This window comes from Collimonas sp. GW821-FHT07E08, assembly GCF_059418905.1.
The window spans coordinates 42,950-59,733 of sequence record NZ_JBWKQR010000005.1; the positions used below are offsets into that span (position 1 = coordinate 42,950).

Below are 16,784 nucleotides of genomic sequence, written 5' to 3' on the forward strand. Positions count from 1 at the left end.
GCGCTTGTAATCAGACCGGCCGTCCCCATTTTTTTGGGACAGTATCGATTTGTCATTCGATAGCGAAATACATGCGAGCCGGCGCCCCGCGCCCCGCATGCGCGGCCAGGCTATCCCGGGCCGCATTTTCTGAGGCTAGCAAAATGGAACAATTTCACGGCACCACCATCCTTTCAGTACGGCGCGGCAACAGCGTTGCATTGGGCGGGGATGGCCAGGTCACTCTCGGCAACGTCGTCATGAAGGGCACGGCCCGCAAAGTCCGCAAGTTATATCAAGGCAAGGTGCTGGTCGGTTTTGCCGGCGGCACCGCGGATGCCTTCACCCTGCTCGACCTGTTCGAGGCAAAACTGGAAAAACACCAGGGCAATCTGATGCGGGCATCGGTTGACCTGGCCAAGGAATGGCGCACCGACCGCATGCTGCGCCGGCTGGAAGCGATGCTGCTGACCGCCGACCGCGAAACCACGCTGGTAATCACCGGCAACGGCGATGTGCTGGAGCCTGCCGACGGTATTGGTGCGATCGGCTCGGGCGGCACTTTTGCCCAGTCGGCCGCCAAGGCGCTGCAGGAAAACACCGAATTGTCGCCGGCCGATATCGTCAAGAAATCGCTGGTGATCGCCGGCGAGCTCTGCATCTACACCAACCAGTCGCACATCATCGAAACTCTCGATTAAGACCCAACACCATGAACATGACTCCCCAAGAAATCGTTTCAGAACTGGACAAACATGTAGTCGGCCAGGATCGCGCCAAGCGCGCTGTGGCGATCGCATTGCGTAACCGCTGGCGCCGGCAGCAGATTGCGGAACCGCTGCGGCACGAAATCACGCCGAAGAATATCTTGATGATCGGGCCCACCGGTGTCGGCAAGACCGAGATCGCGCGGCGCCTGGCCAAGCTGGCCGATGCTCCCTTCATCAAGATCGAAGCCACCAAGTTTACCGAAGTGGGCTATGTTGGCCGCGATGTCGACACCATCATCCGCGACCTGATCGACATCGGCATCAAGCAAACCCGCGAAGCTGAAATGCGCAAGGTCCGCACGCGTGCGGAAGACGCCGCCGAAGACCGGGTGATCGACATCCTGGTGCCTCCGGCGCGTGATTTCGGCTTTCATCCTGAACAGGACCCAGGCGAAGGCAATGGCGACAAAGGCAGCAAGGATGGGAATACCCGCCAGACTTTCCGCAAGCGGCTGCGCGAAGGCGCGCTCGACGACAAGGAAATCGAGATAGAACTGTCGGAAGCTTCGTCGCAGATGGAAATCATGGCGCCGCCCGGCATGGAAGAAATGACCGAGCAGATCAAATCCATGTTTTCCGGCATCGGCAGCAACCGCAAGAAAAACCGCAAGATCAAGATCAAGGATGCGATGAAAGTCCTGATCGAAGAAGAAGCCGCCAAGCTGGTCAACGAAGATGAACTGAAGCAGAAAGCCATCAGCAACGTTGAACAAAACGGCATCGTGTTCCTGGACGAGATCGACAAGATCGCTACCCGCTCGCAAAACAGCGGCGGCGCCGATGTCTCGCGCGCCGGCGTGCAGCGCGACTTGCTGCCGCTGGTGGAAGGCACCACCGTCAACACCAAGTACGGCATGATCAAGACCGACCATATCCTGTTCATTGCTTCCGGGGCGTTCCACCTGGCCAAGCCCTCGGACCTGATCCCGGAACTGCAAGGCCGCTTCCCGATCCGGGTCGAACTCGACTCCTTGTCGATCAGCGATTTCGAAAGGATCATGACCGGCACCGACGCCTGCCTGACCAAGCAGTACGAAGCATTGCTGGCCACCGAAGGCGTCACGCTGGAGTTTGCCAAGGAAGGCGTGCAGCGGCTGGCGGAAATCGCTTTCTCGGTCAACGAGAAAACCGAGAATATCGGCGCGCGCCGGCTGTACACGGTGATGGAAAAACTGCTGGAAGAAATCTCGTTTTCGGCGACCAACGCCGCCGAGAAAACCATGGTGATCGATGCGGCTTATGTCGATGAGCGCCTGGGCGCCCTGGTGGTGAACGAAGACTTGTCGCGTTACGTACTGTAAACAGCCGCTTGTGTTGTCGCCGGGCCGATCCCCCGGCGGCAAACCGCTAGCCGGCAAGAACGGCAAAATTTTGGATGTCAATGGAACATGCCCGCGATGACTTGAGCAAGTCTAAAACGAGCATGTTCTTTGGTCTCCGGCTGCCTTAATTACGGCTTTATTTATCCTGCACCGGCACCGCCGGCTGTTCCGGCGGCAAGTCCTGGTTAGGCGCCTGCTGCATCATCTGGGTCGGCGCCGGCATTGGCGAAGCGCCACCCAGTCCCGACTTGGTGCGCGCATCTTCCGGCAGCATCACACGCTTCAGGACCCCGCCCTCGGATAACAAGACATAGCTTGCGTGCACTTCCTTGACGCTGGTTCCCGGCAGCAGCTCCTTGCCCTGCCGCACCGCCTGCGCCGGCTTGCCGTCGGCGCTCAGGATCGCCACGCTCTCGCCGTCTTTTTTCGCCGCCACCACACCCAGCAGCTGGTAATTGCTGGCGACCGTCACCGTGCCGCGGCCGCCGAACAGTCCCGCCGCGAGGGAAACATCGATCTGCGCCTGTTCCGCCTGCGGCGGCGCGGTCACCGCGCGCAGCTGCGGTTTGATCAGTTGCATCACCCAGTATGCCGTGCAGGCGCACAGCAGCATGAACAGCAGCAGGCTGAGGAATTCCGGCAGGCGCTTGCTTTGGCGGCCGAGTTTTTTTGTTATTTGCAGTTTCACGCTTTTCCTGACTTTGTCCTAACGCACCAACTGGTTGATTTCAATAATCGGCATCAGCACCGCCAGCACGATCAGCAGCACCACCACCCCCATCGCCAGGATCAGGGCCGGCTCCAGCAAGCCGGCGATGGTCATGGCGCGCCGTTCCAGGTCCTGTTCCTGGGCGCTGGCGGCGCGCTCCAGCATGGCGGGCAATTCACCGGTCACTTCGCCGGCCCGTATCATGTGGATCAGCATCGGCGGAAAATGTTTATGCGCCGCCAGCGCACGCGCCAGGCCCACCCCTTCGCGCACGCTGGTGGCGGCCGTGTCGACCTGCTGCCGCATGGCGACGTTGGACAGCGTATCGCGGCTGGTTTGCAGCGCTTTCAGGATCGGCACGCCCGAGCCGGTGGTAATCGCCAGCGTACTGGCAAAACGGGCGGTATTCAAGCTGCGCTCGAATTTCCCGTACAGCGGCGCATTCAGCAGCCAGGTATGCCAGCGCATCTTGGTCGCAGGGTTTTTCAGCGCCATGCGCCAGCCGTAGAACAGCGCAACCACCACGATCAGGACGATCCAGCCATAGTTGCGGACAAAGTCGGAAGTGGCCAGCATCATCACTGTCAGCATCGGCAGTTTCTGCTTGGTGTTGGCGAACACCGACACGATCTGCGGCACCACATAGGTCAACAGGAAAATCACGATCACGAAGGCCACCACGGTCACGATCGCCGGATAGGTAAACGCCAGCTTCACCTTCTGCACCAGCGAATTGCGGCGCTCGATGTAATCGGCCAGCCGCGACAGCACGCGCGACAGCTGGCCGATCTGTTCACCGGATGCAACCAGCGCCCGGTAGATTTCGGCGAAATCGCGCGGATGGCCGGCCAGCGCGCTGGACAGGGAAGCGCCGCCCATGACGTCGGACCGGATCGATGCGATCAGGTCGCGCTGGTAATTGCGCTCCGACTGTTCCAGCAGCGCCGTCAAAGCCTGCTCCAGCGGCAGGCTGGCTTCCAGCAGGCTGGCCAGCTGGCGAGTAAACAAGGCGATTTCCACCGTCGACAGATGTTCGCCGAAACCGCGCCGTTTCAGGTTGCCGGCAGCGTCCACCTGCTGCGCGATGGCTTCCACCGTCAGCGGCAGCAAACCCTGGGCGCGCAGGTCGGCACGCGCCAACTTGGCGCTGTCCGCATTCACCACGCCCTTGGTGGTGCTGCCGGCGGCGTCTACCGCTTCATAACGAAATGCTGGCACTCTGGTCCTCTACTCTTCGCTGGTTTTTCAGTCATTCTTTTCGGTCATTCCTTGGTGACCCGCAGCAGTTCGGCCTGGGTCGTGATGCCTTCGCTCAGCCAGCGTTCGCCATCCTGGCGCATGGTGCGCATGCCGTTGCGCAGCGCTACCTGCTGGATCTCGGCTTCCGACGCCCGGTTATGGATCTGCGCCGTAATTTCATCGGTGGTCAGCAATAGCTCGTAGACGCCAACCCGGCCGTGGTAGCCGGTGTGGCCGCATTGTTCGCAACCGACCGCATGCCACAGTTCGCCGTCGTGACGGCGGCAATGGGTGCACAGTTTCCGCACCAGGCGCTGCGCCACCACCCCCAACAGGGAAGACGACAGCAGGAAGGGTTCGATCCCCATGTCCAGCAATCGCGTCACCGCGGCGGCAGAATCGTTGGTGTGCAAGGTCGCCAGCACCAGATGGCCGGTCAGCGAAGCCTGTACTGCAATCTGCGCGGTTTCCAGGTCGCGGATTTCACCGATCATGATGACGTCGGGATCCTGCCGCAGGATAGCCCGCAGGGCCTTGGCGAAAGTCATGTCGATGCGCGCATTGACCTGGGTCTGGCCGACGCCGGCCAGTTCGTACTCGATCGGGTCTTCCACCGTCAGGATATTGGTGCTGCTGGTGTTCAGGCGCGACAGCGCGGCGTACAGCGTGGTGGTCTTGCCCGAACCGGTCGGCCCGGTGACCAGCACGATGCCGTGCGGCTGCGCGATCAGGCGGTCGAACTGGGGCAGGACTGCGGGGCTCATGCCGAGGTGCTGCAGGTCAAGCCGGCCCGCTTCCTTGTCCAGCAGGCGCAGCACGGCGCGTTCGCCGTGGCCGGTGGGCAAGGTCGACACCCGCACGTCGACCGGCTTGCCGCCGACGCGCAAGGTAATCCGTCCATCCTGCGGCAGGCGTTTTTCTGCGATGTCGAGCTGCGCCATGATCTTGATACGGGAAATCAGCGAGGCATGGACTGCCTTCTTTGGCCGCACCACATCGCGCAGGCTGCCGTCGATGCGGAAACGCACTACCGAAATCTGCTCGAACGGTTCGATGTGGATATCGGAAGCGCCTTCCCGCAGCGCTTGCGTCAGCAACACATTGATCATGCGGATCACCGGCGCATCGTCGGACGATTCCAGCAAGTCCTCGATCGCCGGCATGTCTTGCATCAGCTTGGCGAGGTCCAGGTCGGATTCGAATTCGTCCACCACCTGGGCGGCGTCGCCGCCGGCGCCGGCATAGGCCCTGGCGATCGCCTCGTCGAGTTCCTCGCGCGACAGCGTGCGGAACTTGACGCGGCCGAAGCGGCGGCTGGCCTCAGCGATCGCGCTAGGCTTGGTTGCCTCGGAAATCCATAACTCGACCGCATTGTCGGCGCCGTTGGCATCCTCGATACGCTGCGCCAGCAATGAAAAATCGCGGGCGAAGGCGTAGGGCAGCAGGCGCGTATCGGTCATCCTGGGATCGCTCATGGCGCTCTGTCATTCAAAAAACCGGGAGCAGCTGCGGGCTTCGGCATCTGCAGCTGAGGCTGCTCGGGAGCAGGCTGGTGCTGTCCGTCCGGCACAGCCTGCTTGCGCAGATCGATGAACGGGCCGCCGTCTTCCAGCCTGGAGGTCACCGACGAGCCGAAATCGGTCAGGATGCTCTTGTCCGGCTGTACCTTGATCTGCTGCTTGCGCATGTAATCGTAACGATCGACGGCCAGCAGGTTGCTGGTGTCTTTGTCGCGCACGATGATCGGACGCAAAAATATCATCAGGTTGGTTTTTTCGCGGGAACCGGACTGGTATTTGAAAAGATTCCCGATAAACGGCAGATCGCCCAGCAGCGGGACTTTTTGCACGCCGTTCTGGTTGTTATCGCCAATCAAGCCGCCCAAGGCGATGATCTCGCCATCGTCGATCACGACATTCGTATCCAGCGAACGCTTGGTCGTCGTCGGGCCATTGGTGGCGCCCGCAGTGCCGGCAACGACTGCCGATACTTCTTGCGAAATTTCCAGGCGAACCGTTCCGCCTTCCGAAATATGCGGCTTGATCTTCAACGCCGTGCCGACGTCCTTGCGCTCGATGGTGGTGAACGGGCTGCTGGTGCCGGCTCCCGTGGTCAAGGTGGAACCTGTGACGAACGGCACGTTCTGGCCGACGATGATCTTGGCTTCCTCGTTATCCAGCGTCAGCAGGTTCGGCATCGACAGCACATTGCTGCCGGTGGTCGAATTCAAGGCGCTGGCCAGGGCGCCCAAACCGATCTTGCCGGCGATCTGGCGGAATATGCCGAGCTGCAAGCCGCTGCCGACGGTCGGTACGGAGGTGGTAGTGCCGGTATTGATCGCCTGGCCGATAGCCGTGTTGAACAGGTTGCCGCTGGTGATGCCGGTGTTGGTGCCGGTAAAGCCGGTGCCGCCGCCGACGCGGTAATTACTGTTCGAATCTCCGCTCAAGGCCAGCCACTGCACACCGATCTCGCTCGCCGCGCTATCCGTGACCTCGACGATCAAGGCTTCCACATATACCTGGGCACGCCGCTGGTCGAGCTGGTCGATCACGCCGCGGATATTGCGGTAGACCGGTTCGCTGGCGGTGATGATCAGGGTATTGGTAGAGTCGTCGGCCTGGATGAAGCCCGCGGCGCCGCTACCGCTGCCGCCGGAAGACTGGGACGAACTGTCGGAAGATGGCGACGATGGCGTCGACGGCTGAGTCGAATTGTTATTGGAGCCCAGCGCGCTGCCGCTGTTCGAACCCTGCAGCATGCCGCCGGAACTGCTGCTGGAACTCTTGGCCGGGCTGATGTTCGACATCGACGTATCCTGCGACACAATCGCGCGCAAGGTCTTGGCCAGTTTCACGGCATCGGCGTTTTTCAGGTAAACCACATGCACGTTGCCGGCGTTGGCGGTCGGCTGGTCGAGCTTGGCGATCAGCGACTTGGCCAGGTTGGCGCGGCCTGCCGACGGCGCCCGCACCACCACCGAATTGGTCCGCGAGTCAGCCATGATCATGGTGCGCGCGCTATCGCTGGCGCCCGGCGCGGCAGAGCCCGAATCGAGCAGCTTGCTCGCCATCACGGCGATATCGCTGGCCACCGCGTAGCGTACCGGAATCACATCAAGGTCATTGACCGCCGGCACATCGAGCGCCGCGATCATTTTCCCCAGCCGCTGCAGGTTTTCCGCGTAATCGGTCACCACCAGCGTGTTGTTGCCCGGATTGGCGTTGATGGTGTTGTTGGGTGAAATCAGCGGCCGCAGCACCGGCAGGATATTGGTTGCCGATTCATAGTTCAGCGAAAAAATCTGGGTGGCGATCTGGTCGCCGCGGACGCTGGCCGGGCGGGTTGGCGCCACTTGCAGCTTGGCGTCGGCTTCCGGCACCACTTTCACAAAACCGTCGCCGCGCACCACCGCATAGCCTTGCAGGCGCAGGGTCGAGGCCAGCAGGTCGAAAGCCTGGGTTTTGCTCAGCGGCTTTTCCGACACCAGGTTGATGCTGCCCTTGACGCGCGGATCGACAATGAAAGTCGTGTTGGTGTACTGGCCGACCGCCTTGATTACCGACTCGATGTCGGCGCCGACGAAATTCATCACGGCCTGGCCGCTCGCGCCCTCGGTGGCAGTTCCGGAGGCGCCCGGCGCCGGCTGCGCCGCGACGGCAGTGGCGCAGGTCAGCAAGGCGATGGCGGCGGCGCTGCGCCAGTTGCATGTACTTGAAAGTAGTGCGGAATACATTTTATCTTTCATGATTTGAACTCTAGTCCGATAACATTTCTGCCATTCACCTGGCGACGCTGACCGAGCAAACTGAGCAAGGTCGCCAACTTTTCCTCTTGTCCTGCCGCCGCTTCCGCGGTGCCCGAAAACTGAAAACGGCCGTCTTGCAATTTTCCGCTGCCGTTCAATAGCATGGCTCCGCCCAGGGTCGCCAGCGTCAATCTTGCCTGCCTGCCCTGCCAGTCAAAGCGCAGCCGATAGCTGCCGAGCGGCTTGACCGGCGACAAGCGCGACGCCATCGCCAGCAGGTCCAGCGTCATCACGCCGTTGATATCCACTCCGCCGGCGCTGTTGCGCGCCAGCGTCAGCGGCTGCCAGCCCAGCTGCATCTTGCCCGACGGCTGCAAAGTGTTCAAGGGCGCGCCCAGCGCCGCCAGGCGCTCGGCCGGCAAAACCATGCTGGCCGGGCTGATGCTCCAGGCGCTCCAGCTGCCGCGGATGCTGACCGCGGCCGACAATACTTGTGCATTCTCCAGCGTCGCGTCGACCCGTCCCAGCAAAACCAGTGGCGACAGGCGCCAGGCGAACCGCCCCGGCAGCAACGCCGTCACAGCATCCTTGCCGCTGGGCGCGGCGCCGATGAAGGCCGAACCGCGCCACAAGGAACCTTGCGCATCGCCCAGCGTCAGCCTGCCGCCGGTGCGGCTTTCCAGCAGCGGCGCCAGCCAGGCAGCCGGCAAAAAGACCGACACCGTGACCAGCGTACTCAGCAACGCCACCGCCGTCCACACCAATACTCTGCTCAAGCCACGCATCGAATTTCCTGGAAGCCGGATAACAACGCCAGCCACATGCGGCCATTACTCATGCTTTTGCTGCCACAACGTGACCGTGGCATTGACGATGCCCGGCTGCGCATTCGCACCGCCGGCCGCACTGACATTGGCGTCTACCACTTGCCAGTGAGCATTCTTCTGCGCATCGTCGAGCCAGTCCAGCAGCCCGGCAAACGCTACTGCCGACAACTGCACCTTGGCCATGTCGCCGCTGAGCGTCACGCTTTGCGGAATCAAACCTTTGGCTTTCAACGCCATCTCGACCGCCTCTTTGCTGAGCGGCGCGGCTGGCCGTTCAGCCAGCTGGCCGGACAGGGACGCCGCCTTGGCTGTCAGCGACTGCAATTCAGCGGCTTGCTGGCGCAGCGCCGGCAAGTCTTTCTGCAGGCGGGCGCGGCCGCTCAGGGCAGGATCGAGCAGAAGCAGGTAAATCACGGCGACCAGGATCAGCGCGCCGGCCGCACCTAGCAGGCGGCGTTCGCGCTGGTTTCTTTGCGCCCAATACTGGTTTGCCGGGGTGCTGATTTTTTCCCAGGATTGCTGTAGCTGGTTACGTGTCGACATTACTTGCGGCTCCCGATCTGCCATGCGCCGCTAGCCGGCTTGCTCAGTGTTAATTGGCTGCTCTCCAGCACGCTCTTGACCTGCGCTTCCGCCGCATCGGCGTCGGCCGGGTTTTTCAAGCGCACCAGCAAATGATGGTCGCGATATTCGACGCTGCTGATGGCCGCGATGTCCGCGCTTTGCGGCGATCCGGCCCAGGCCGCGCCGAATATGGACGCCAGCGCCAGGAAATCGTCAGGCGCCAGCTGGCCGCCATCGCGCTGCGCGGCGGCAATCTTTTGCCTGGTCTGGGCGATCGGATCGACGATCACGGTTTCTTTTGGAAAGGCCGCGCGATAGCTCTGCATCATGCCGGCGCGCAGGCTGGCGGCTTCGCGCCGCATGCGCAGCCAGTCGTAATTGAGGCTGACGACATTCACCAGCAGCACGGCTGCCGCCAAACCCAGCGGCCAGCGCCAGCGGCGCCAGCTGAACTCGGTGCCGGCTGCGCTCGCGGTCAGGCCGCTCATCAGGTCAACGCCGGTGCGCGCCAGGTCCTGGGCGCCCGGTATCCAGTGCGACCAGTCGTCGGCCAGCACCGTCACTTGCGGCTGCGCCAGTTCCTGGTACTGCGCCAGGCTGGACTGCGGCACATACAAGGTGACCGGCAGCTGCGGCACAATTGCCGCCATGCTGTCCAGGACGCCTTGCGCCACGGACTGTCCGGAAGCGGGCGACAAGGACCAGCCCAACCCCTGTTCGGCCGAGGTGCGCAAGGCGACGTCGATGTCGCCGCCATGATCGGTGATGGCCGCAGCGGCCGTGTCCGGTTCGCGCAGGGGCAGGCAGAGCTGGGCCGGCCAGGCTTGCAGATTGTGCGCGCCCAGCGCCAGCAGGGTCTTGACCAGCAGCTCCAGCCAGTCTCGCTGGACCACGGCGATCAGGCGCTGCTTGTCCTCAACCTGCGCCGCGGCCCGGCCGCTGCGCTTGCGGCCGGCAACGATCACGCAGTCAAAGGGGTCGACCAGCAGTTGTTCTTCCACCAGGTTCGGCAACGCCAGCTTCAGTTTGGCGTCGGATAGCGGCGGTACCTGCAATTGCAGCAGGTTGACGTCGGCCGCGGCCAGCAGCAGCACCACGCGCGTCGCGCCGGCAATTACCTCGGCCAGGCCCGACAGCTGCTCGGCGCCCTGGTGCTCGATGCGGCCGCTGTCGGCCACCAGCGCGAAGCGGCAATCGGGCATGGCCACTGCCGCCGCGCTATCGAGCGTGGCCCTGGCGGGTAAGCGGATATATAAGGTACTCAAAACGCATCTTCCATTTATTGTTCTCTAATCCACACTATAGTGCTGCCGGCCCGGTTATTGGTCGGACGCTGTATCAAGGATACGGTATTGAGGCCCGCCCGCCCCATTCGAATCTTGCCGTACACCAAAAAAAAGTTGCTGGCGACCGCCACATTGGTGTTCGCCGAAAAAGTCTTCCCGAACAGGTTTGACATTTGCGTCGATAAATTCGCCGTATCCAGAAACGGTGCCGTACGCCGTGCGGCGACCAGCGTATTCGCCTCCGCCAGCGACAAATCGGCAAAACGGGCCGCCAGCACCTCCGCCGGCGCGGTATTTGCATTGATCGGCATGGCGGCGCCGGCCAAGGGCAGCACCACGACAAAGTCTTGCAATTGCTTCACCATGGCCGGGGTATAGCCGGGCACCGACAGCAGGTCGTCCACCTGCAGCAAGGGCAAAGCGCTGCTGTCCGACTTGGCTGCGGTCTGCTGCCCGGCGGGATTGACGATCGGCTGGCTTTTGGCGATGGCTTGCGCAGTGGCGGTCGCCAGGCCGGTCGGCAGGTGCAGATAGCCCAGCAGGCGCTTGAACACCGCCACCTCGTCGGGAATCGGCACGCCGTTCTGGCTCAGGTTGTTCAGGTTGTAGCGCGACTGGGCGTCGACAATGCTGCCGGAAAGGATGGCGTCACCGGCATCGCCGGCCGGCTGGCCGTCTTCCACGTACTGGTCAAGGCGGGTATCGGCCAGCGGCGCGGCCCACGGCTGTCCCAGGTGGTCGTAGTTGAATTGGCGGCCGCTGGCGCGCAAGATCATGCTGGCCCAATCCAGGGCGCCGCGCATGATCCAGTCTTTCTGCAACTGCAGGCGCTGGTTCTCGATCGAGCGCACCTGCACCTGCTGCTGCCAGAACAGGCTGGCGACGATGGTCACCGCCAGCGTCGTCAGCAGCAAGGCGGTCACCACCGCGACGCCGCGTTGCGCGTAATGCGTCGGCGGCCGCCGCGTCCGGCTCATGAGGCCCCCAGCAGGAAGGTCTTGGCCATGGTGCTGTTGTCATGGCCGCGCAGCTGCAGGGCGACTTGCAGGCCGGTCCAGCGGTTGGCGTTGACGTTGGTGCTGTCTTGGCTGCCTGTGCCGGCGGCCGCGGCGGATGGCCGCCAGCCCTGGCCGTCGCTGCCCCATAATTGCATTTGCATGCTGGCGATATCGGATTGCAGCAGCACTGCCTGGCTGCTGTCGCCGGCATCGTTGAGGGCGCTCTGCCACATGCTGTCGAGCTGGTTCAGGTCGCGCGTGGGCGCCGACTCCTGGCGCGTCAGGCGGCCGTCGCGCAGACGGTAGTCGATTACCTGGACGCGGGTCGGCTGCTGGTCGGCAAACACCAGCCGCACCATCAGCAGGCGCCCCGGCTGCGCCAGCAAGGTGGGCCGCGCCGACATCAGGCTGAGCGGAGCGATCTGGGCGCAATCGCTTTGCAGCTGCGCAAACGTCAGCTGCATGCCGCGCGTCTGTTCCATTTCAGTGGTCAGCGCAACCCGCGACCGCACGATCCCGTCCAGCCCGCGCCAGCCGAGTATCGCCACCATCGCCAGGATGGTGATCGCAATGATCATCTCAACCAGCGTAAAGCCGGACGAGCCGTTTTTGCTGCTAACGCGCATTCGGCACCACCTGCGACAAGTTGATGATGCGCCGGTCCGAGCTGGCGTCGGCGAACACCGCTACTTCGACCCGCCGGAAATACGGATTCGGCGTACCGGATACCTTTTCTTCGCAACGCAGCGGCAAGTCGCCTTGCGGGCAATCGAAGCTGCGATTGCCGATCGCGGGCCATTCATGGCCGAGACGGATCTGGGTCAGCCGGTTTTCCGCCGACCAGTTCGCCATCATGGCGGCGCGCAAGCCGCTGCTGTTCTGCGTCAGGCTGCCGACCGCACGCAGGCTGGCGCCCAGCGCCGTGCCGACAATGACCAGCGCCACCAGCACTTCCAGCAAGGTAAAACCGGCTTGACAACGATGGGGAAGCGGTTTCGGCGTAAGCATTTATTCGACCGCAAAATGACCGATGCCATCGGCGCGGATGACGACGCTGCTGTCGCCGCTGGCCATGGTCAGCGCAAACGGCTTGTCGACCGGTTCGCGGCCGAAGGTGATGCGCAGCGTATCCGGCGCCGACGCTTCGGTCGGCGCCGGATTCATCGATAGCTGCATGGGTGTACGTTTGAATTCGCGCTGGCGCAGCATGTCGTCCTGGGTCAGCGCCTGCCAGCCGCTTTCTTCGCGCACCAGGAAACGGTAGCCGTTGGCGTCGGCTTCGAAAGCGGTGGGACGGTTGCGCAAGATGGCTTCTTCGCGCGTCAATTGCAGCAGCAAGGCGATGCGCTGCGCATCGTTCTGCATGACCTGGCGGTCGCTGCGGAAGGCGTTAAGCGAGACCGCGCCCAGCGTGATGCCGGCAATCACCACCACTACCAGCAGCTCCAGCAGGGTGAAACCCTGGCGCCGGCCGGCTCCGATCTGGCGCAGATTGCGGTGCGCCACAGGAAACATTACAGATCCCACGAGCCGATGTCGGCATCATTACCTTCGCCGCCCGGCTGGCCATCCGCACCGTAAGAGAATATGTCGACTTCGCCCTTGATGCCGGGCGACAGATATTGATAAGGGGTGCCCCACGGATCCTTCGGCAGCTTGTCGATATAACCGCCGCTCTTCCAGCCGTTGGCGGCCGGGCCGGTGGTGGGCTTGGTGACCAGCGCCTGCAAGCCTTGCTCAGTGGTCGGGTAGCGCTGGTTGTCCAGCTTGTATAGCTTGAGCGCCTGCATCAAGGTGCCGATATCCTGGCGCGCGGCCTGGATCCGCGCATCGTCGGTGCGACCCATCAGCTTGGGCACCACCAATGCCGCCAGGATCCCCATGATCACCACCACCACCATGATTTCAATCAGCGTGAAGCCGCGTTGCATGGCAAGTGTGGAACGGCGCCGAAGGGCAGGAAACATTGTGCTATGCATTTCTTTCCTTATCAAAAAAGCCATAAACATGTTTGGAAAGGGCGATTATATGCTGCAATCGTTGCAAATAAGCATGAGAGAGACACTTAATTCTAACCAGTGTATCTATCCAGGTTTTGTCACTGATTCGACACAAAGAAATGATACTACTTCAAACGCACACTGCGACATTGCATCGCCTTGCCCGATCCGCAAAAAACCCGGCAGCCGCGAGTTACGCCGCCTCTTCGCGCGGATTGCGCGACAGCAGCAGCTCCATCACTGACTGCAGCGAATCGCCATCGAATAAAACGCCGGCCACCGCATTGGTGATCGGCATGTCGACCCCGCATTCCCGGGCCAGGGCGCGTACTGCCGCGGCGCATCGCACACCCTCGGCGACATGGCCGAGTTCGGTGACGATGGTAGCCAGCGGCTTGCCTTGCGCCAAGCCTAGCCCGACCCGGCGGTTGCGCGACAAGTCGCCGGTGCAGGTCAGTATCAGGTCGCCGACCCCGGACAAGCCCATGAAGGTTTCGCTGCGGCCGCCGAGGGCGATGCCGAGCCGCGTAATTTCCGCCAGGCCACGGGTGATCAAGGCGGCCCGCGCATTCAAGCCGAGCCCGAGGCCGTCCGCCACGCCGGTGGCGATCGCCAGGATATTCTTTACCGCGCCGCCGACTTCGACGCCGACCACGTCGTCGGTCGAATAGACGCGGATATTGTCGCCGTGGACCGCCGCCACCACCTGCTCGCACAATCCGGCGTGGGCGCTGGCGACCGACAAGGCGCAAGGCAGGCCGCGTGCGACCTCTTGCGCAAAAGACGGCCCCGACAGCGCCGCAGCCGGAACCGTATCGCCCAGCACCTGGCGCACGATCTGGTGCGGCAGCAGGCGCGTGCTTTCTTCAAAGCCCTTGCATAGCCAGACGATATTGGGAATGGGAAAAGCTTGCAGCTGCTGCGCCAATTCGCGCAAACCGGCGACGGAAGAAGCGACGATCAGCAATGCCTCGCTCTGGTTTGCCTGTGCAGCGGTGGTTACGTGCCCCAGCGCCTGCGAAAAATCGGCGCTGAGAACCAGTGTGTCAGGCAAGCCGAAACCGGGCAGGTAAACGGTATTTTCGCGCTGCGCGGCGGCGGCGGCCATGGCGGCCTGATTGCGTCCCCACAACAGCACGTCATGGCGCTGCGCCAATGCGATAGCCAGCGCGGTGCCCCATGCGCCGGCGCCGAGTATGGTGATGTTCATGGATGGGATGGTGGGTTCAGAAGACACGGGCGGCCATCAAACGTGTAAAACCAAAATGGGCGAGGCAAAGGTCAATCGCCCCATACCTCGATCGCCTTCACATAACCGGCCTGGCCGTCGCGATGACGCACCTTGGCCCAGCCGGAGGCTACCGGATCGACCAGTTCCAGCAACACGCCTTTGTCGGCGGTAAACACGACAGCCGCGGCATCGTCAGGATTGGCGCGGATCTTGGCGTTGGCAACGCTGACCTGCAGGTTGCGCTTGGCGATCAGCCCTTTCGACTGCAGCCACGACAAATCGCCGCTGGCATCGCGCACTTTGGTCCATTCGCCGTAGGTCAGCACCACTTCGACCGGCATGCCGCGCGGCGCAACCGCTACCCGCCGGCCTTTTTCGGAAGGCGCATCGTACAGCACTACCGGCGCCGCGCCGACCGCCTTGAAATCGAGCGCGTGGGCAGAACCGGCAATGCCGAGCAAGCTGGCCGACGACAAAGCGATGGAACCGGCTATGCGTGCAAAATTCATCTGTTGCTCTCCAGTTGCGAGAATACTTCCGGGGCGGGCCGACGGCGTCCGTGCCTGCCGCCGTCTGGCGCCAGGCAGGATGAAACTATACGGCCCTGCCCCGCTTGCCGTGCAAAATCAGTTGATCGCCGACGTGCCGTCAACCGCGATGCTGTCGCCGCTGCCCTTTTGCTGTTGCTCGGCCAGCGCTTGCAGGCGTTGCTGATAGAACACTTCGAAATTGATTTCGGCCAGGTGGATAGGCGGGAAACCGGCGCGCGTGATGGCGTCTGCCAGGTTGGCGCGCAGATAAGGGTAGACGATGTTCGGGCAGCCGATGCCGAGCAGCGGGTCCAGCTGTTCGGTAGGGATGTTGCGCAATTCGAAAATGCCGGCTTGCTTGCCCTCGACCAGGAACGCTACCTTGTCTTTCACCTTGGCGGTGACGGTAACCGTGACAGTCGACTCGAAAATGCCTTCGGCCAGCGCTTCGGCGCCGACATCCACCGCTACTTCGATCTGCGGGGCTTCCTGTTCGAGGAAAATGGCCGGCGAATTCGGTTGTTCAAGCGACAAATCTTTCAGGTAAACGCGTTGAATCTGGAACACCGGTTGTTCAACTTGTTGGTTCTCTTCAGCCATGACACTCTTTCAGTTAACATTTAAATTAGCCAGACGGCAGACGAGCCATCCGGCCAGCTATCAGTACAATCCGCAACAATACCTGAATCGCAGGACTAATTGACGAAAATTAGTTGCCGAAAATCAGGCGCCTTGCAGCAGGGGCTCCAGCTTGCCATCGCGATCAAGCGCATGCAAGTCGTCAAAACCGCCGACATGGGTCGCGCCGATATAAATTTGCGGCACGGTGCGGCGGCCAGTCTTTTGCATCATCGTGTCGCGCTGCGCCGGATCGAGGTCAATCCGGATCTTCTCGATACTTTCCACGCCTTTTGCCTTCAGCAGCTGTTCGGCGCGAATGCAATACGGGCACACGGCGGTGCTATACATTAGTACATGGGCGGTCATGGTTGTTCCTTGTGCTGGCTGAGCCGGGTCCGAGGGACCCCGGCTGCGTTATTTGATGGTAGGCAAACCCTGGGTCTGCCAGGCAGCGATCCCGCCTTCCAGATTGTAGGCCTGGGCAAACCCGGCCTGGCCCAGCAGGGAGACGGCTTTGGCCGCCTGGTTGCCAGTCTGGCATACCACCAGCACGTTCTTTGCTTTAAACTTCTCCAGTTCCACCATGCGCTGCGGCAAGTCTTTCAAGGGAATATTCTTGGCGTCGATCAGGTGGGCGGCGGCAAAAGCTGCGCTGTCGCGTACATCCAGCACCAGTGTCTTGCCCTGGTTGATCAGCTGGGTAGCCTGCAAGGTCGACACCCGGTTACCGCGTTTTTGCAACAGGGGCAGCAACAGTGCGCCACCCGATAAAATTGCTACTGCGAACAGAAAAATGTTATCAATCAAGAATTTCACGTTGATCCAATGGTATTAGTTAATCCCGCCATTATAAAATAGAAGCCGAGGCGCCATTCAATTCGTATCAGGTCCCGCGAAAAAACCTTTGCGCCCCATTTACCCTGCCACCATGTAAATGCGGAGTCCTTGGCTGAATTCCAA

19 protein-coding genes are annotated in these 16,784 nt (G+C 62.1%); 2 read left to right on the top strand and 17 right to left on the bottom strand.

All coding sequences use genetic code 11. From position 1 onward, the window contains the following. The first annotated feature begins 143 nt into the window (after positions 1–143). Both hslV and hslU read left to right on the top strand, forming a co-directional pair. Positions 144–680: an ATP-dependent protease subunit HslV gene (gene hslV, locus AC07RZ_RS07795; protein ID WP_144738356.1), complete on the top strand. Its 537-nt coding sequence runs from the start codon at positions 144–146 to the stop codon at positions 678–680. Positions 681–691: 11 nt separating this feature from the next. After that, positions 692–2,050: an ATP-dependent protease ATPase subunit HslU gene (hslU, locus tag AC07RZ_RS07800; RefSeq protein WP_144738355.1), complete on the top strand. Its 1,359-nt coding sequence runs from the start codon at positions 692–694 to the stop codon at positions 2,048–2,050. Positions 2,051–2,207: 157 nt separating this feature from the next. Here hslU and AC07RZ_RS07805 read toward each other — a convergent pair whose 3' ends face one another. From AC07RZ_RS07805 to AC07RZ_RS07885, 17 genes are all read right to left on the bottom strand, one after another. Then, positions 2,208–2,759, bottom strand: coding sequence for a type II secretion system protein N (locus AC07RZ_RS07805; RefSeq protein ID WP_494667537.1), 552 nt, complete (start codon positions 2,757–2,759; stop codon positions 2,208–2,210). Between the two features lie 18 nt (positions 2,760–2,777). Next, on the bottom strand, positions 2,778–3,998 hold the full coding sequence (gene gspF / locus AC07RZ_RS07810; protein WP_144738351.1) for a type II secretion system inner membrane protein GspF: 1,221 nt from the start codon (positions 3,996–3,998) through the stop codon (positions 2,778–2,780). A 44-nt stretch (positions 3,999–4,042) separates the two neighbouring features. After that, complete coding sequence (gene gspE, locus AC07RZ_RS07815; protein WP_186450499.1) at positions 4,043–5,494, bottom strand: type II secretion system ATPase GspE; 1,452 nt, start codon at positions 5,492–5,494, stop codon at positions 4,043–4,045. Next, a complete protein-coding gene (gene gspD, locus AC07RZ_RS07820) occupies positions 5,491–7,767 on the bottom strand; it encodes a type II secretion system secretin GspD (protein WP_494667538.1) in 2,277 nt (758 codons plus the stop codon). Before gspD ends, gspE begins: the two co-directional genes overlap by 4 nt. Beyond that, positions 7,764–8,543 carry a type II secretion system protein N gene (locus AC07RZ_RS07825; RefSeq protein WP_494667539.1) on the bottom strand — a complete coding sequence of 260 codons (780 nt, stop codon included), beginning with the start codon at positions 8,541–8,543 and terminating at the stop codon, positions 7,764–7,766. Before AC07RZ_RS07825 ends, gspD begins: the two co-directional genes overlap by 4 nt. A gap of 54 nt (positions 8,544–8,597) precedes the next feature. Then, on the bottom strand, positions 8,598–9,137 hold the full coding sequence (locus AC07RZ_RS07830; protein ID WP_494667540.1) for a type II secretion system protein M: 540 nt from the start codon (positions 9,135–9,137) through the stop codon (positions 8,598–8,600). Beyond that, positions 9,137–10,423, bottom strand: a complete 1,287-nt coding sequence (gspL, locus tag AC07RZ_RS07835) for a type II secretion system protein GspL (RefSeq protein ID WP_494667541.1) — start codon at positions 10,421–10,423, stop codon at positions 9,137–9,139. Before gspL ends, AC07RZ_RS07830 begins: the two co-directional genes overlap by 1 nt. 14 nt (positions 10,424–10,437) lie before the next feature. Beyond that, on the bottom strand, positions 10,438–11,421 hold the full coding sequence (gspK, locus tag AC07RZ_RS07840; protein ID WP_494667542.1) for a type II secretion system minor pseudopilin GspK: 984 nt from the start codon (positions 11,419–11,421) through the stop codon (positions 10,438–10,440). Further along, the gene (locus tag AC07RZ_RS07845) at positions 11,418–12,068 is read right to left on the bottom strand and encodes a PulJ/GspJ family protein (protein WP_342829279.1); all 651 of its coding nucleotides are present in this window, start codon (positions 12,066–12,068) and stop codon (positions 11,418–11,420) included. The genes gspK and AC07RZ_RS07845 overlap by 4 nt, the downstream gene beginning before the upstream one ends. Continuing rightward, on the bottom strand, positions 12,058–12,450 hold the full coding sequence (gene gspI, locus AC07RZ_RS07850; protein WP_144738345.1) for a type II secretion system minor pseudopilin GspI: 393 nt from the start codon (positions 12,448–12,450) through the stop codon (positions 12,058–12,060). The genes AC07RZ_RS07845 and gspI overlap by 11 nt, the downstream gene beginning before the upstream one ends. Further along, positions 12,451–12,957 (bottom strand): GspH/FimT family pseudopilin, encoded by a 507-nt coding sequence (locus AC07RZ_RS07855; protein ID WP_186450497.1) that lies wholly within the window; start codon positions 12,955–12,957, stop codon positions 12,451–12,453. Then, the gene (gspG, locus tag AC07RZ_RS07860) at positions 12,957–13,409 is read right to left on the bottom strand and encodes a type II secretion system major pseudopilin GspG (protein WP_494667543.1); all 453 of its coding nucleotides are present in this window, start codon (positions 13,407–13,409) and stop codon (positions 12,957–12,959) included. The genes AC07RZ_RS07855 and gspG overlap by 1 nt, the downstream gene beginning before the upstream one ends. Before the next feature lie 226 nt (positions 13,410–13,635). Beyond that, a complete protein-coding gene (locus AC07RZ_RS07865) occupies positions 13,636–14,652 on the bottom strand; it encodes an NAD(P)H-dependent glycerol-3-phosphate dehydrogenase (protein ID WP_494667544.1) in 1,017 nt (338 codons plus the stop codon). A 71-nt stretch (positions 14,653–14,723) separates the two neighbouring features. Then, positions 14,724–15,182 carry an SH3 domain-containing protein gene (locus AC07RZ_RS07870; RefSeq protein WP_494667545.1) on the bottom strand — a complete coding sequence of 153 codons (459 nt, stop codon included), beginning with the start codon at positions 15,180–15,182 and terminating at the stop codon, positions 14,724–14,726. 117 nt (positions 15,183–15,299) lie between these two features. Further along, positions 15,300–15,803, bottom strand: coding sequence for a protein-export chaperone SecB (gene secB, locus AC07RZ_RS07875; protein WP_092395263.1), 504 nt, complete (start codon positions 15,801–15,803; stop codon positions 15,300–15,302). Between the two features lie 123 nt (positions 15,804–15,926). Next, positions 15,927–16,190, bottom strand: coding sequence for a glutaredoxin 3 (grxC, locus tag AC07RZ_RS07880; RefSeq protein ID WP_494667546.1), 264 nt, complete (start codon positions 16,188–16,190; stop codon positions 15,927–15,929). Positions 16,191–16,238: 48 nt separating this feature from the next. Then, positions 16,239–16,640 (bottom strand): rhodanese-like domain-containing protein, encoded by a 402-nt coding sequence (locus AC07RZ_RS07885; protein ID WP_494667547.1) that lies wholly within the window; start codon positions 16,638–16,640, stop codon positions 16,239–16,241. Positions 16,641–16,784: the final 144 nt, after the last annotated feature.

What these genes read in the sequence shown, in the direction of transcription:
- hslV (WP_144738356.1), top strand. Translation starts at nt 144, where the DNA reads ATGGAACAATTTCACGGCACCACCATCCTTTCAGTACGGCGCGGCAAC.
- hslU (WP_144738355.1), top strand. Translation starts at nt 692, where the DNA reads ATGAACATGACTCCCCAAGAAATCGTTTCAGAACTGGACAAACATGTA.
- gspE (WP_186450499.1), bottom strand. Translation starts at nt 5,494, where the DNA reads ATGAGCGATCCCAGGATGACCGATACGCGCCTGCTGCCCTACGCCTTC.
- gspD (WP_494667538.1), bottom strand. Translation starts at nt 7,767, where the DNA reads ATGAAAGATAAAATGTATTCCGCACTACTTTCAAGTACATGCAACTGG.
- AC07RZ_RS07830 (WP_494667540.1), bottom strand. Translation starts at nt 9,137, where the DNA reads ATGTCGACACGTAACCAGCTACAGCAATCCTGGGAAAAAATCAGCACC.
- gspK (WP_494667542.1), bottom strand. Translation starts at nt 11,421, where the DNA reads ATGAGCCGGACGCGGCGGCCGCCGACGCATTACGCGCAACGCGGCGTC.
- AC07RZ_RS07845 (WP_342829279.1), bottom strand. Translation starts at nt 12,068, where the DNA reads ATGCGCGTTAGCAGCAAAAACGGCTCGTCCGGCTTTACGCTGGTTGAG.
- gspI (WP_144738345.1), bottom strand. Translation starts at nt 12,450, where the DNA reads ATGCTTACGCCGAAACCGCTTCCCCATCGTTGTCAAGCCGGTTTTACC.
- AC07RZ_RS07855 (WP_186450497.1), bottom strand. Translation starts at nt 12,957, where the DNA reads ATGTTTCCTGTGGCGCACCGCAATCTGCGCCAGATCGGAGCCGGCCGG.
- gspG (WP_494667543.1), bottom strand. Translation starts at nt 13,409, where the DNA reads ATGTTTCCTGCCCTTCGGCGCCGTTCCACACTTGCCATGCAACGCGGC.
- AC07RZ_RS07865 (WP_494667544.1), bottom strand. Translation starts at nt 14,652, where the DNA reads ATGAACATCACCATACTCGGCGCCGGCGCATGGGGCACCGCGCTGGCT.
- AC07RZ_RS07870 (WP_494667545.1), bottom strand. Translation starts at nt 15,182, where the DNA reads ATGAATTTTGCACGCATAGCCGGTTCCATCGCTTTGTCGTCGGCCAGC.
- secB (WP_092395263.1), bottom strand. Translation starts at nt 15,803, where the DNA reads ATGGCTGAAGAGAACCAACAAGTTGAACAACCGGTGTTCCAGATTCAA.
- grxC (WP_494667546.1), bottom strand. Translation starts at nt 16,190, where the DNA reads ATGACCGCCCATGTACTAATGTATAGCACCGCCGTGTGCCCGTATTGC.